This window comes from Virgibacillus sp. M23 (assembly GCF_034190895.1).
In the GTDB taxonomy this organism is placed as follows: Bacteria; Bacillota; Bacilli; order Bacillales; family Amphibacillaceae; genus Virgibacillus; species Virgibacillus salarius.
On sequence record NZ_JAWDHA010000001.1, the window covers coordinates 125,580 to 141,167 of the forward strand.

The following is a 15,588-nucleotide window of genomic DNA, read 5'->3' on the forward strand; positions in this document are numbered from 1 at the left end:
TAAACAAAACTCCCAACTGATTAAAGTTTCACTTTATCATAATTAATACATAAGACGCTTGGACACCAAAATAATTAAATCCAATTCTTAACTAACGGAGCATAATTGTTGAAAAGAATAATCATGGCGATTATAATTCAATTATTCAATTAAATAGTTGAATAGATAAGAAGGTGATTTAAATTGTTAAATGAAAGAAATCTAAAAAATTTATTGTATCAAGAATTTGCAAGAATAGGTAAAAGTCTTTCGAGCCCAAAGCGCTTAGAAATTCTTGACATACTATCTCAAGGTCCTAAGTCGGTGGAAGCATTATCAAAAGCAACTACTATGTCTGTGGCAAATGTATCTCAACATTTACAAACTCTTACTAATTCCAGGTTGGTAACGTTTCAGAAAAAGGGGAACTACGTAATCTACGAATTAGCAGATGTAGCCATTTCGAACTTTTTAACTTCTCTTCATAATTTGTCAGAAAAACAGTTTGTACAGGTACAACAAATAAAAGAAGAATTTTTAAATGCTCATCTTGGTATGGATGGGATTACTCTTTCAGAACTTAAAGAGCGACTGGAAAAAGGTGAAGTAGTATTATTAGATGTTCGACCAAAAGAAGAATATGAAAAAGCTCATATTCCAGGTGCTATTTCGATACCAATTGAAGAATTAAGGGAAAAACTCTCTTCTTTACCAACCAATTATGATGTTGTTGCTTATTGTAGGGGGCAGTACTGCCTGATGTCGGTCGAAGCAGTAGAAATTTTAAAGAATAACGGTATAAATGCCCATCGTTTAGAAAACAGCGTTCAAGATTGGCATCAATTCCAAGACAAATCAACTGGGGAATTAAAATGAAATTAGGAATCATTTTAGAAACAAAAGAATCAAAAAAATTCTGGAATGCTTTTAGGTTTGCCAATACTGAATAACAAAAGATCATAACGTTCTTTTTAATGGGTGAAGCCGTTGAATGTGAAAGCATGGAACATGGGAAATTTAATGTAAAAGAGCAAATGAATAAATTTGAAGAGTTAGATGGCGAATTATTGGCTTGTTGAACATGTTTGAAATTAAGATTTTTAGATGAAACAACTTCTTGCCCAATCTCTACGATGAATGATTGTGTAGAGCTTGTAGAATGGGCTGATAAGGTTGTGACTTTTTATGAGATAAAAATTGGAAAGAAGGTGTTTCATTTGTCTACTAAACTAAATGAATTGGCACAAGGTTGTTTAGATAATCCAGAGAACCAAAAAAAATTATATAAACGCACATTAATCATTGTAGTTATCTCTCAAATGTTTGGTGGAGCAGGATTAGCTGCTGGAATAACAGTTGGGGCGTTACTTGCAGAACAAATGCTTGGTACCAACTCATTTGCAGGGTTACCAGCTGCTTTATTTACGTTAGGATCGGCAGGAGCTGCATTAATAGTAGGAAGACTTTCAAATCGTTTTGGAAGACGTATGGGGCTTGCGTCAGGCTTTATAACGGGCGGACTTGGAGCATTAGGTGTTGTAATTGCAGCCATCATAAATAGTGTATTTTTATTATTCATTTCTCTACTCGTATATGGGGCAGGTACTGCAACTAATTTACAAGCCCGCTATGCTGGGACAGACTTAGCAACTAACAAGCAGCGCGCCACTGCTGTAAGTATAGCGATGGTTGCCACCACATTTGGTGCAGTTGCGGGACCGAATTTAGTTGATATTATGGGGGATGTTGCTGTTTTTCTTGGTATTCCAGAATTAGCTGGCCCGTTTATCTTATCCGCAGTCTCATTTATATTGGCAGGTCTTGTGCTTTTCGCTTTTTTACGTCCTGATCCATTTATTATAGCGTTACAAATAAATACGAATAAGCAAAATTCGGAACCTATTGAGAAGAAAAAAATAAATAAAAAAGGAATTACAGTTGGTGCTACCATTATGGTACTAAGTCAAATTGTAATGCTTGCAATTATGACAATGACTCCCGTTCATATGGGAAATCATGACCACAATTTAAGTGCCATCGGACTTGTGATTGGCTTTCATATCGGAGCTATGTACCTTCCTTCCCTCTTTACGGGAATTCTTGTTGATAAGATTGGTCGTCCTGCCATGGCGATTTCTGCTGGAGTTACATTACTCCTTTCGGGTGTTATAGCAGGGGTAGCACCAGGTAATTCTGTATTTCTTCTAATTGTTGCTCTTTCTTTACTTGGATTAGGATGGAATTTCGGATTAATTAGTGGAACAGCTCTGATTGTTGATTCAACAGAAGCTTCAACTCGTGCCAAGACTCAAGGCACAGTGGATGTTTTTATTGCTTTAGCTGGAGCTTCCGGTGGAGCCTTGTCAGGGATGGTTGTTGCTGGTTCAAGTTATGAAACGTTATCGTTTGCTGGAGGGATTTTCTCCTTAATACTCATTCCAATTGTGATCTTATCTCGTGAAAATAAAGAATAACCTTCCTATTTGTTTAGAAATTTAGGTGAGGAGTAGTTAGTGTCTAACCATCCTAACTAATAATGATAGACATTAACTACTTTCTAATAGTCTCGGAAATTATAAAATTAGCCCATATGGATAAATATGGGCGTGTTGAGCCACGTCCAGCTCTACCGCCTAGAAACGATGTGACTTCATGAATCACCTACTATAAGTCATCATCAGCTCGCAAGCTCACCGTGATTCCTTTATCTCCGTTGACTCGCTCCAGTCGCTACGTTTCTAATCGGGAGTTTGCGCTTTTGTTCATTATCAAAATATGCGAACCCATAATAAGTATGAGCTTTAATGTTAGTGTGAGTAATCTTATTTTTCATTTGTTGCGGAGACAATCAACATCATAGGTCTACGAAGTTCGTCTTTCATTCCTGGAACATTTATCATGTTTTCAGGAGGCATAGGCTCTACTATTCGATTAATATGAAATCCATTCTTCAGTAAACCATCTACATACGTGGTTAATGTTTTATGGTATTTAGTTACATTTTCTCCTAAAAAATTCGTCGCTCGCTTGCCTTCATAAAAATAGTTATCTACTGGAAAATGAGCAATGGAACCATCTTCACTATAAATCCAGTCTTGATTCCCATCAGAAGTAAAAATAGGATGTTCCACTGAATAAACAAAAACCCCATCACCTTTTAAGTAACGATGAACATTTTTAGCTATATCAGAAAAAGATTCAATATAATGTAAAGTTAGCGAACTTAGAACAATGTCGAAGGTATTTTCCGCAAAAGATATATCTTCAATGTCTGAATGGATATACTCTACTTTTTTGGATGTTGTTTGTTTTTTAGCAACCTCCAACATTTTTTCAGACAAATCTACCCCTACTACAGAACTTGCTCCTTGTTCTAAAGCATAGATGCAATGCCAACCATAACCACATCCTAAATCTAAGACTTTCTTTCCTTGAAAATCAGGAAGTAATTTCTTTAAGGTTTGCCACTCACCCGCTCCCTCTAGCCCTCTTTTGCTCCGATCCATTTGGCTGTATTTTTCAAAAATGTTTTCATTATCGTAGTCGCTCTCTTTCATTGTTCATACCTCCATGTAATTTTTAGCTGTTTTTGGAAATTACATGGAGTACTTCTCTTTTGTGTACAATCATTAATATCACCTACTTCCTTATTTTTATGTAGATTATACCAGTTTAATATTTCAAATCAAAAGTCAAATCGTAGTTTTTATACCTAAGTTACATCATCAGCATTAATAATTTGTATACCTTCTACTTATAGTGTTAATTAATTATGTTAGTGAGCTGATTTATAGAAAAGTTTATAAAAAATTTATGTAATCTACATCATAGTCTTACAAGGAGATGTATTAAAGGTACAATAATTAGATTAAGAAAAATTCCAGTTAAAACGTTTAAGAGAATTCCTGATTATACCAGGATTATCACTTTTATTCTGAAGGAACTAAGAGTGGAATACCATTATCAGCGAAACTTCACCCTATTAGGACGGCGCACATAGAAAAACTAACCCAAGCAAATTTCTGCCTGGGTTATGTTCAATCAACTATAATGTATTCCTTTCCCTAACCAAGCTGCTGCACTTTCGAATAGTGCTTCAGATACAGTTGGATGTGGGTGGATCATGGACTCCATTTCTTCCACAGTTCCTTCTAAATGTATGAACGATGTAGCTTGGCTAATCATTTCGGTTACATGTGCTCCAACCATAACTACCCCAAGAATTTCACCATACTTCTCATCAGCAATAATCTTCATAAATCCACTGTTTTCTCCTGCAGCAATCGCTTTTCCATTTGCAGCTAAATCAACTTTCTGAGTTTTAACCTTATATCCAGCCTTCTTTGCTTCTAGTTCGGTCATCCCTACGCTAGCAACTTCAGGAAATGTATAAATACATCGAGGCATCGGTAAGTCTTTTTTATGTGTAATTCCCAGAATATGATTAACAGCATATATTCCTTCTTGACTAGCTGCGTGAGCTAACTGATATCCGCCAATTAAGTCACCAACTGCATATATTCCACTAACAGAAGTTCTTAAGTTTTTATCGACTTTAACAAATCGGCCATCAAATTCAACGGACAATTCATCTAAACCGATTACATTCGGTACACGGCCAACTGATAGGAGTACACTATTCGTTTCAAGCCCAACCTTTTCTCCGTTTTTCTCCATTTCAACCACAGTAGGATGAACGTCTTTAAAACCTGTGATTTTAGTATTCGTATGGATTGTTATTCCCTTTGCAACCACCTGTTTTGTCAAGAATGCGGAAGCATCGGGGTCTTCAGTAGGTATTATTCTATCGGCCATTTCTACCAGATCAACCTTTGTGCCTAAACTATTAAACACACAAGCTAGCTCTAGGCCGATTACTCCTCCACCAACAATAACCATATGGGAAGGAACTTCTTCAATATCAAAAATAGTATCGCTCGTATAATAGTTTATTTTATCTAATCTTGGTATTTCAGGAACAAATGGTTGAGAACCAGTTGCCAAAATAACATTGCTTGCTTGGAGACTCTCCGTACCTTTACCTATATCTACCGAAATAGTTTTATCATCGCGTACCGTACCAAAACCTTGATAAAAGGTAATCTTATTCTGACTCAGTAGTCCTTTAATTCCACTGCATAATTGTTTTACAACTTTATTCTTACGGCTCACCATCTCTTCCATGGAGAAAGAAAAATCATTAACGGTAATACCGTAGCAACTAGCGTTTTTAATTTGATTGAATGCTTCTGCATGTTTTAAGAATGTCTTTGATGGGATACATCCACGGTTTAGGCACGTACCACCAAGGTATCTTCCCTCAATAAGAGCAACAGAAAGACCTGCGTTAGCTGCACGAATAGCAGCAACATAACCACCAGGACCACCACCGACAATAACCAAGTCAAATTTTTTCATGTCGTTTCCTCCTAAACCAATAGGCTATATGGATCTTCTAAAGATTCCTTTAGCTCCGTTAAGAATGCCGCAGCCGGAGCACCATCAATTGCCCGATGATCAAATGATAGACTTAGAACCATCATTGGAAGAATCACAACTGAACCATTAGCTACTACAGGCTTCTCTACAATTCTACCAACTCCTAAAATCGCTGTTTCTGGTGGGTTGATGATGGGGGTGAATCCATCAACTGCATACATTCCTAGATTACTAATCGTGAAGGTACTTCCTCTCATTTCATCAGGAGTTAACCTGTTATCTCTAGCTTTAGCTCCTAACGTCTTACTTGTTTCTGTAAGCTCAGTTAATCCTTTTTGGTTAGCTTGTTTCACAGAAGGAACAATCAATCCATTCTTTACAGCAACTGCTAAACCAATGTTCACTTCATTGTTCATCACGATTTCGTCACCAACTACTGAAGCATTTACTTTAGGATGATTTTCAAGAACATACGCAACCGTCTTCATGATAATTTCTGTATACGAGAGACGATATCCAGTTTGACGTTCGATTATTGGTAATAATGCCTTACGCAATTCCATAGCTTTTGTCATGTCAACGTCACTTGTAAGGGTTACATGCGGAATCGTACGAACACTATCCATCATCTTATCCGCAACCGCTTTACGTAAGCCTTTTAGTTTTACACGCTCACCTGTGGCATGAGTATTTGAGCTAGATCGTGCTTCTTGAGACTCAACAAACGCTAGGACATCCGCTTTTTCAATCTTGCCACGTGGGCCCGTTCCAGTAACCTGACGGAGATTCACACCATTTCCCTTAGCAATTTTCTCTGCAAGTGGTGTTACAAATATTTTATTTCCATTCACATATGTCATAACGTCTAATTCATGTACTCTTCCTTTAGGACCAGATCCTGAAACCATGCTTAACACTACATTATTTTCATGAGCTATGCGACGAGCTGCAGGTGTCGCACGCACTCTCCTATCATTATCCACCACTTCTTCAATTTCTTCCTTAGCAGTTACACCTGAATTTGAATCAGCATCATTCCTAGTTGGCGAAGAATCCATCGTTTCATCTTCTCCTGACTCCCTACCGACAACTTCCGGAGGTGTATCAGAAACTTCTTCTCCAGCTTCACCTATATATCCAACAACCGCATTAACTGGAGCTTCATCATCTACATCGTAGTATCGCTTCAACAAAATTCCTTCTTCATAGGATTCAACTTCTATATTAATCTTGTCTGTCATGATTTCAAAAAGTGGTTCACCGACTTCAACCGAATCCCCTTCTTCTTTGAACCATTGAAGTACGGTACCAACTGCCATCGTACTACTTAATTTTGGCATAAAAACCTCTTTCGCCATGATACCCCCCCTTAAACCTTGTTTAAAGTTTCTTTTGCAGCTTGAATAATATTCGATACTTGTGGAGCATGTGCTTTTTCAAGATCTGGATGATATGGCACAGGAGACGGTGCTCCACCCAGACGTTTAATCGGAGCATCAAGATAATCGAACGCTTCACTTTCTGCAATCATACTAGCGATTTCACCACCGTATCCACCTCGTTTAACCGCTTCGTGAACCACAACCACACGTCCTGTTTTCACTACCGATTTAATAATGGTTTCTTCATCTAACGGTACTAAAGTACAAGGGTCAATCACCTCTATACTGATTCCTTCTTTTTCAAGTTCTGCTGCTGCTTCTAGTGCACGGTGTACCATGATTGCTGTTGCGACAATAGTGACATCAGAACCTTCTCGTTTAACATCCGCTTTACCTAATGGCAGACTATATGCTTCTTCAGGCACATCTGAAGAAGTTTTGTATAATAATTTATGTTCATAAAAAATAACAGGATTGTCATCATCCATTGCGGCCTTCAGTAATCCTTTTGCATCATAGGCAGTAGAAGGTTGAACCACTTTAAGCCCTGGAATATGCGTTACCCATGCTTCTAAGCTTTGAGAATGCTGTGCAGCAGCACCTGTTCCAGAGCCACTTGGAGTCCTCACTACCATTGGGACCTTTCCTTTTCCACCATACATATAACGAATTTTCGCCGCTTGGTTAACAATTTGATCTAATGCTATCGTAATAAAATCTGAGAATTGTAATTCAAGAATTGGTCGCATACCAGTTAGTGCTGAACCTACTGCAGCACCAGCGATACCTGCTTCGCTAATTGGAGTGTTACGAACACGCTCTGGGCCAAATTCCTCTATCATGCCGCGTGTAACACCGAACGCTCCACCATAAACACCGATATCCTCCCCTAAAATAAATACATCCTTATTTTTACGCATTTCTAGACTCATTGCTTCACGTACTGCCTCTAAATAAGTTATCTCTCTCATTTGATTTTCCCTCCTATGCATAAACGTCTGTTAACAAGTCATCTAAAGTTGGCATCGGACTTTCTTCTGAAAACTTAACTGCATCTTCTATTTCTTTCTTCGCAGCTAAACGAAGTTCTTCTGCTGTTTCTTCCGTAAATAAACCAGCATCAATTAAAACTTGCTTGTATCGTTTGATTGGATCTTTCGCACGCCATTCTTTTTCCTCTTCACGTGTACGATATTTCTTCGCATCACTCTTCGAATGACCTTTCCAGCGATATGTTTTGGCTTCGATAAGAGTTGGACCATCACCACGACGAGCACGTTTGATCGCATCATCTGTAACATTCATTATTTCTATAATGTCATTTCCATCAGCAACAACACCAGGAATGCCATAAGCCTTTGCTCGTGTTGCAATGTCGTCCACATTGATCATTTCTTTAACAGACCCTGACATTCCATATTGATTATTTTCACAAACAAAAATAACGGGTAAATCCCAGATAGAAGCTAGATTTACTGCTTCATGGAAGCTTCCTTCGTTCGTGGCTCCATCACCAAAAAAGCAAACGGTTACATAATTCAGATTCTTCATTTTAGCAGTTAAAGCAGAACCTACAGCCAAAGGAATACCACCTGCAACAATTCCGTTTGCTCCTAAGTTCCCCATGTCAACATCCGCGATGTGCATGGATCCACCTTTACCTTTACAATAACCAGTTGTACGACCAAACAACTCTGCCATCATTTTGTCAGCTGTTGCACCTTTAGCAATACAATGCCCGTGTCCTCTGTGTGTGCTCGTGATTTTATCATCAATATCTAATAATGCACAGACTCCGGATGCACTTGCCTCCTGTCCCACAGCTAAATGGGTGGTACCATGAATCATGCCTTTGGCAAAAAACTCATCTACTTTTTCGTCAAAATAACGAATGAGCCACATTTGTTTATACAAACCTACTAACTTTTCGTTACTAATCTTTGGAGCTAATAACTTCTCTTCTGTCAATTTCAATTTCATTCACCCCTATTTTTTACAAATGTTCTTTATGATTACATTTGTAATAATCATAGTATGTTTAACTGCTTGCGTCAAGGGTTTTAATGCGATATCATTAATTTTTTAATTATTAGTAGTGAAAGCTTAGGTTTATCTGCTTTGTTTCTATTAATATAAAAAGAACAAATTTTGAAATGGTGGTTGGTATACTTCCCCACAAACAATGATGGAACAAAGCCACAATCGCTCGATTAGAAATGTAGCGACTGGAGCGAGTCAATAGAGATAAAGGAATCACGATGTGCTTACGAGCCAATAATGACTTATCTTAGAAAGATGCGTGAAGTCGTCTAGTTTAGGCGCTGGAATTGAACGTGGCTCAACACGCCCATATTTATTCACATGGTTAAAATTTATAATTTTCTTCATTTCCTAAATTAAAATAAAGCCTATTCCATAGGCTACACTGTAGCGGATCCCTCCTTGCTGTTAAGTGATATCTTTCTCCAGATTTATAAACAAAAATTACGGTACATTCTCTATCTACTACTAACTACGATTTAGCTAAACTACTAGTAAATACAAGACAATACTTGCTTAACACGAAATAAACTTCCGTTAAGGATTAACGAAAGTTTATTATTATCTTAACTATTTAATTTCTGAAGGACTTTATCATACATTTCGTCGATACCCATTCCCGTTAATAATGGTACTCCATCTATAACTTTTTCTTTAACGTTTTCTGGTACAAGTGTAGTGGAAATTATTACATCATAATCATCAATTCTTCCTAGTTCATCGCTTATTTTAGACTGATGTAGAGAAACTTTATCATCTAGATTATTGTCTTTAAGCCATTCTTTCACCTTTCCAGTTACGACAGTTGACGTTGCAATACCGGTACCACACATAATTAAAAGTTTTTTCATCATGAATACCTCCAGTTTATCTTTTATTATTGTCCATAAGATGTTAGATAAAAATCATTACATTGCTCTATGATTTCACTTGATAGAGGATCGATATTCGGTTCTTGTAATAATGCATAAAAAGCATATTCAGCAGTCTCTTCTAATATAACCGCAGCCTTTAATGCTTTGTCAATAGACTCACCAATAGTAAAAACCCCATGGTTCTTCAATAATATTGCTGGTGATTCTCCGATGTTTTGAACAATTTCTCTACCAATCTCTTCACCTCCTATAGAAGCAAACCCAGAACATGGAACACGATGTTTAAAAATGTTAGCAGCAGTTGTTGTATAACTAGGAAGGTCTCTTCCTCTTATAGCAAAGCTTGTTGCAAAAGGAGAATGCGTATGAATTACACTATGGATATTTTCCATATGTTTATAAACATATAAATGGCTTTCTGTATCTACGGATGGTTTAAGATCCCCTTCAATTACCTCTCCAGCTAAGTTGACTATAACCATACTTGCAGCAGTCAAGTCATCAAAATCTACACCACTAGGTTTTATAATTACTCGATTAATACCAGGAATACGATAACTAACATTCCCGCTCGTCCATCGTACTAAGCCATTATCCTTAAGCTTTTTGTTTGCCTGACAAATTTCTTCACGTAATTCAGAGTACACACTATGCCACTCCTTCATTAGAGGATTTTAGTTTTTGCTTCGGTTTGATTTTATTCACATAGATTAATCCTAAAAGAATAACTAAGCCTAATGCACCAATACCATACCAGCTAAATACTTTAGGTAACCAGACGAAAACAAATGTTGTCCAAACGGCACCATCTACAAGTGCAGAGATACTTGTGTTTCCTCCCATATCAAAGTTGGCAGCAACTGCTGAATTTGTAAATAGCGGTGCTACCCAAGTAGCAATATATAAACCAACAGCAATATAAACAGAACCAGCAATTACTGTACGAACGATGTTCCCTTTAAAAATAGGAACCATTAAACAGATTAAGAAAGGAATTGTTGCCAAGTCACCAAATGGCAATACGGTGTTACCTGGTAAAAATACTGCTAAGAACAGTGTAACTGGAACAATGATCAATGATGCAGATAATACAGCAGGATGACCTACAGATAACGCACTATCCATACCGATATATAAGTCTCTTCCTGGGAAACGTTTTTTAACAAAGTTCCCCGCAGCCTCAGACACTGGTGATAATCCCTCCATTAGTAATGCAACCATTCTTGGCATTAACATCATGACAGCTCCGGTTTGTACAGATAGCTGTAATACTTCCGAAACATTGTAACCTGCTAAAATACCGATAACTATACCGATTAAAACACCCATTACAGTTGAATCTCCGAAGATTCCCATTCTTTTTTGGATAGATTCTGGATTTGCTTCTAATTTATTAAATCCCGGAATTCTATCAAATAACCAGTTAAAAGGTAATGCAACTAAAAATGACGGTGCAGATGCCCCATGAGGGAAAGTAATATTTTTAAAACCATAAAATTTCTCAATATATTTTGCAAGTATATCTCCTAAGAAAAAGATCAATAGAATGTGAACGATAATCGTAAAGATACCTAATCCAAAATCTCCCGTAAGTGCATAAACTAAAGATCCAGTGAATGCACAATGCCAGTAATCCCAAACATCAACATTTAACGTTCTTGTTAAACCAATACCAAGTAGTATCACATTTGCTGCAATACCAAGTGGGATTGCTAAACTACCTAAAGCAGTACCATATGAAATAGCAGCAGCAGCAGGCCAACCAACATCAATGGTATTTAGTTGGAAGCCAAAGTTGTCAACCATGGACTGTGCAGCTGGTCCTAAACTATCCGTTAATAGTCCAATTACTAGGTTTAAACCAATAAAACCGATACCTACTGTTAATCCAGAGCGAAATGCTTTTCCTGGCTTAGAGCCTAGAACCAACGCAAAAACAAAGATAATGATTGGTAGCATAACGCTAGCTCCAAGATCCACAAACCATTGCAAGTAATCCATAATATTCCTCCTTATTCTAAAAAGAGATTAATTAACATGTACTTCTTTTGTAAAACGTTCTATCGTAGTAATTACTTGTTTCTTCGTAGAACAATTCATTAACATTTCTGAAAAACTATTATGTTGAATAAGACCTGTTATTTTCTGTAATACTTCTAGTTGATTCTCAGGTTTTTGTAGTGCAAGCATAAATACTACGTTGACTTGTACATTTGCATCAGCCATTCCCATCTGTCGAAAAGTGATTGGATTTTTCAGTATACCAATACCAATTGCTTCCTTTTTGACATGTTCAGCATCAGTATGTGGTAATGCTACACCTATGGTTTCCGTAGCTAGACCTGTCGGGTATTCAACCTCTCTTTGTTTTATTGCAGTTAAGAAGCTGCTTTTGACGAAATCTTTCTGATGCAACACCGTAAACATCCCTTCAAATAACTCATCGGTATGATTCACGTCTAGAAAGAAAACCAGGTCTTCACTAATTACGTTATTCATTTCCAATTTACTGCCTCCTTTTCCTAATTAATTGTAAACCCTTTCATAATAGAGGTAACGAAAATTACATTTGTTACAAATAGTTACATTTGTAAAAATGATACCCCTTCCTCTTTCAATTGTCAATACAATTTTCATTAGGTTTGCTAGACGATTTACAAACAAATAAACTCTTTAAAAATTAAAGAAACTTATGGTTTCGGTCTAGTTTTACCTGAGGAATTGGTTGATAACCAAGGTTTTCGGCTGTTGTGCTTAAAAGGGAATCAATAATAGCTTAAACTTTTCAAGGGATCACTAAGGGAGATGCGACACCGGTACAAGGGTCACGTCATTTTTGATTACGTCTATTAATATGTTTTGGAGAGTATCTACACTTTAGAAATATTCATTGGAAATGGCTAGGTGAGGCACACCTCATAATGAAAAACGTGTTTTTTGTTATTCTAAAATCAACAAAAAATAACATAGGAACTTTACTGTTTGAGTTATCTCATTCACATAATGCGTTCATTTGCCAGCGTCGCCAAGTTTCCTTCATGTAGGGATAGCGTCAGGAAGATGCGGATTTACAACGTTAAGCAATAGGTACTACCAGCTTTTTGACAAAAACTAACGTTAAGACACTTTTTGGAAAATAAAACCCTGATTTATCTACGCCAAGTAGAAGAATCAGGGTTTTATTTTAATTTTTTATTTTAATTTTTTATTTTCAAACTTTAGTTCCATACATTTTTCAACTTTAGATAAAAGATATAATGATCATTTAAAATTATCAAAAGTACAAAACAGATCACTTATTGGCAACGGAGACCATTAGTAATCTGTTTTATGATGTCTATTTTAAATCATCCTTTTAGTAAGTAGAGAGATTTCCATCCCGCCTTTTATCTCTTTATTTTCTAACAACAGGGATCCACATTTCACCATATACTAAGCCGTCTTGCTGTCCCATCACAACTGCTGCATTTGGACCACCAACATAGGATACATCCGTTACTTCCATCAGGACTTCACCAAAGGCAATACCAGTAAGCTTGTTACTCAACTCTTCATCTGTATTCGCTTCCCCTTTAACAACGATATATTCCCCTTTAGGAAATTGAATAAGTCTAGTTGCTTCTGGTAAGGATTCCTCCGTCATGACACCAGCATAATGCATCATCTTATTATTCACTGCTTCGTTTACAACAAAAATGTAGTCATTTGTTGCAACAGTTTTTAGTTTATCAAGCCTTCCATCTTGATTGACAGCTTGCCAAAAATCTGCCTTTTCCTTAGTAATACCAGCATAGTCTGTGTAATCACTCTTAAGCTCTGTTCCAATACCTAAAACAGTAAAACTGTCCTTTTCTTCTAAAGTATAATTTGCCATTTCAAAATTCCTCCTTTTTAATTAAACAAAAGATTTGTTTTTTTACTTGCTGAGTTTATAATAACATTGAATCATGTCAAAAAATGATACTGTTTAGGAGGTCACAATGAAAAAAGTTGAACGGATTAATACCATCATGCGGTATATTAACAACCGCTCCTACTTTACAATTTCTGAAATTATGCGGGAATTTAACATCTCTCGTTCAACTGCTATTAGGGATATCAGAGAAATTGAAGCTATGGGGATGCCACTTGAAGCAGAGGTTGGAAGAGCTGGAGGTTATTCTATCATTAACAACTCTGTTCTACCTTCTATTCACTTTACCGATAATGAAGTAAAAGCACTTTTTATTGCCTTTATGGCCTCAAGAAATCAACAACTTCCCTATTTAAAAAGTCGACAGTCTTTAGCTGAAAAATTGCTAGGCCTCATCCCAGAAAACCAACAAGAAACCCTAGTTTTATTAAATCAAATCTTGCTTTTCGAAGGTACCAATCCCAATAATCCTGATTTACTTGATCTGTCAGACCTCCCTCATCCTATGTTAGAAAAACTCATACAACTCCTTCTTTTGGATAGCCATTTATTGATTACCATCAAAGAAGGGAGGGTAATAAAGTCATATCCAATTTATCTCTTGCATCTTTATCGTGAAAAAAGCTTATGGCAAATTGAGGGATTTGACTTAAAAGAAGAAAGGAGGAGGGTTTTTCCTGTCGATCACCTCACCAATGTAAAACCATACCCCACAAAAAAAAGAGTAAATAAGAAAAAGGTTTTAGAAATACTAAGTAAGCAGGAAGAAGCAATCAACCTTGTCATCGAATTTGGTCCAAAGGCAATTGTCCAGTTCAAAAAATACCATCCTTTAAAGTTTTCAATTTCCTATACGAATCCCTACCAAGCCACAGCCGTTCTGAAGACTTTTATCGATGTTAATATGCCCGAAGAATTGAACGATATAACAAATTGGCTTCTTTTCCTAGGTGAGGATATTAAATTCAAGGAAGTTCCAGAAGAAGTCTTAGAAAGTTTACAAGAGAGATTATGCTTATACTGCCAATAAGCGTGGCCAGTTAAAAGCTCAGTAATTTTGAGTTTATCTAGTTCCACGTTATCTTCTATTTCAGAGCCCCTAAAGATAAGGGAGTGTAATATTAACTGTGTAAGTAAGAAATGCATACGTTTTCTTACTTACACAGCTTTTTATTTGGTAGAATACTAACTATAAAGCTAAAAGAGCGTTTTAAATGGGGAAATCTAAAAGTGATCTTAACTCCGTAGAATTAGCTAACAAGATTATTGAACAGTATCAACCTGAAACGATAAAAGATTTGCAAATGCATTCAAAGACATATTTGGTCTATGTTTGAGACGATATTAAAAGGCAAAATAGACCTCACTAAAAGCTCCTCTTATGAGGGGCTTTTTTAAAAGTTAAGAAAGTATAAAATCAGTGCAATGACTGCGTTAAGCCGAGTAGTTATTTTGAAATGTTTGATGTATATTGGCAACGCTCCGACTAATTACTTCGCTTTCCGCGGGCACGGCCTCAACTAACTTTGCAAAGAAGAACACGTTGCAAAGTGGATTTTCGGCTCGCGCAATTCCCGCAGGAGTCTACGTAATTAGCCTCCGCTATGAGAAGGTGCAACAATTCTTGTCATAAGTAATAGGTTGACTTTTTTTACAATGGGTAAAGTGAAAATCGCTATCCGTGAGTATAAAAGCAGCTGTGTTACTTTATGCTAGCATTGTAGAGCCTGATAATAGCGAAGGCCGCCCACTTCAACTCCTGTCGGAATTGTTTGACCTGAAGATCCACTTTTTTGAGCGGGTTTTGCTCAAAAAAGTTAGCTGAAGGACAAACCCCACGGAAAGGGAAGTGGGCAGCCGGAGTGGTGGTCAAGCAGTAGCTATTATTCCATAATAGCTACTAGAGGAAGCGTAAATCTGAGCATTTAGTGATACGGACTGAGCGAATTTTGCTCAGTTT

14 protein-coding genes and 1 pseudogene are annotated in these 15,588 nt (G+C 36.9%); 5 read left to right on the plus strand and 10 right to left on the minus strand.

All coding sequences use genetic code 11. From position 1 onward, the window contains the following. Positions 1-183: 183 nt before the first annotated feature. Entirely contained in the window at positions 184-855 is a 672-nt protein-coding gene (locus tag RVS70_RS00645) for an ArsR/SmtB family transcription factor (protein ID WP_121605158.1), read from the plus strand. A gap of 209 nt (positions 856-1,064) precedes the next feature. Continuing rightward, the gene (locus RVS70_RS00650) at positions 1,065-2,453 is read left to right on the plus strand and encodes an MFS transporter (RefSeq protein ID WP_246484826.1); all 1,389 of its coding nucleotides are present in this window, start codon (positions 1,065-1,067) and stop codon (positions 2,451-2,453) included. Positions 2,454-2,801: 348 nt separating this feature from the next. On the opposite strand, the gene RVS70_RS00655 is transcribed toward RVS70_RS00650, so the two are convergent. From RVS70_RS00655 to RVS70_RS00700, 10 genes are all read right to left on the minus strand, one after another. Then, positions 2,802-3,536 carry a class I SAM-dependent methyltransferase gene (locus RVS70_RS00655; protein WP_166530737.1) on the minus strand — a complete coding sequence of 245 codons (735 nt, stop codon included), beginning with the start codon at positions 3,534-3,536 and terminating at the stop codon, positions 2,802-2,804. A gap of 484 nt (positions 3,537-4,020) precedes the next feature. Beyond that, positions 4,021-5,397 (minus strand): dihydrolipoyl dehydrogenase, encoded by a 1,377-nt coding sequence (lpdA, locus tag RVS70_RS00660; protein ID WP_321132389.1) that lies wholly within the window; start codon positions 5,395-5,397, stop codon positions 4,021-4,023. An 11-nt stretch (positions 5,398-5,408) separates the two neighbouring features. After that, positions 5,409-6,776, minus strand: a complete 1,368-nt coding sequence (locus RVS70_RS00665) for a 2-oxo acid dehydrogenase subunit E2 (protein ID WP_026682504.1) — start codon at positions 6,774-6,776, stop codon at positions 5,409-5,411. An 11-nt stretch (positions 6,777-6,787) separates the two neighbouring features. Next, a complete protein-coding gene (locus tag RVS70_RS00670; protein WP_026682503.1) occupies positions 6,788-7,771 on the minus strand; it encodes an alpha-ketoacid dehydrogenase subunit beta in 984 nt (327 codons plus the stop codon). 13 nt (positions 7,772-7,784) lie between these two features. Beyond that, positions 7,785-8,780: a thiamine pyrophosphate-dependent dehydrogenase E1 component subunit alpha gene (locus tag RVS70_RS00675; RefSeq protein ID WP_051388427.1), complete on the minus strand. Its 996-nt coding sequence runs from the start codon at positions 8,778-8,780 to the stop codon at positions 7,785-7,787. A 626-nt stretch (positions 8,781-9,406) separates the two neighbouring features. Then, positions 9,407-9,691 carry a PTS sugar transporter subunit IIB gene (locus RVS70_RS00680; RefSeq protein WP_026682501.1) on the minus strand — a complete coding sequence of 95 codons (285 nt, stop codon included), beginning with the start codon at positions 9,689-9,691 and terminating at the stop codon, positions 9,407-9,409. A gap of 26 nt (positions 9,692-9,717) precedes the next feature. Continuing rightward, positions 9,718-10,362, minus strand: a complete 645-nt coding sequence (locus RVS70_RS00685; protein WP_166530734.1) for an L-ribulose-5-phosphate 4-epimerase — start codon at positions 10,360-10,362, stop codon at positions 9,718-9,720. A 1-nt stretch (position 10,363) separates the two neighbouring features. Further along, complete coding sequence (locus tag RVS70_RS00690; RefSeq protein WP_200862580.1) at positions 10,364-11,716, minus strand: PTS galactitol transporter subunit IIC; 1,353 nt, start codon at positions 11,714-11,716, stop codon at positions 10,364-10,366. 27 nt (positions 11,717-11,743) lie between these two features. Continuing rightward, positions 11,744-12,214, minus strand: coding sequence for a PTS sugar transporter subunit IIA (locus tag RVS70_RS00695; protein ID WP_226983657.1), 471 nt, complete (start codon positions 12,212-12,214; stop codon positions 11,744-11,746). 895 nt (positions 12,215-13,109) lie between these two features. Continuing rightward, a complete protein-coding gene (locus tag RVS70_RS00700) occupies positions 13,110-13,589 on the minus strand; it encodes a GyrI-like domain-containing protein (protein WP_026682497.1) in 480 nt (159 codons plus the stop codon). Between the two features lie 106 nt (positions 13,590-13,695). Here RVS70_RS00700 and RVS70_RS00705 point away from each other — a divergent pair, with 106 nt between their 5' ends. The 3 genes and pseudogenes from RVS70_RS00705 to RVS70_RS00715 all read left to right on the plus strand — a co-directional run bounded on the left by RVS70_RS00705 (position 13,696) and on the right by RVS70_RS00715 (position 15,453). Continuing rightward, a complete protein-coding gene (locus tag RVS70_RS00705; protein WP_281949032.1) occupies positions 13,696-14,658 on the plus strand; it encodes a helix-turn-helix transcriptional regulator in 963 nt (320 codons plus the stop codon). 184 nt (positions 14,659-14,842) lie between these two features. Next, a pseudogene (locus tag RVS70_RS00710) lies at positions 14,843-14,990 on the plus strand (IS256 family transposase); the annotation flags it as partial. Positions 14,991-15,309: 319 nt separating this feature from the next. Beyond that, entirely contained in the window at positions 15,310-15,453 is a 144-nt protein-coding gene (locus RVS70_RS00715) for a hypothetical protein (protein WP_162986409.1), read from the plus strand. Positions 15,454-15,588 lie beyond the last annotated feature (135 nt).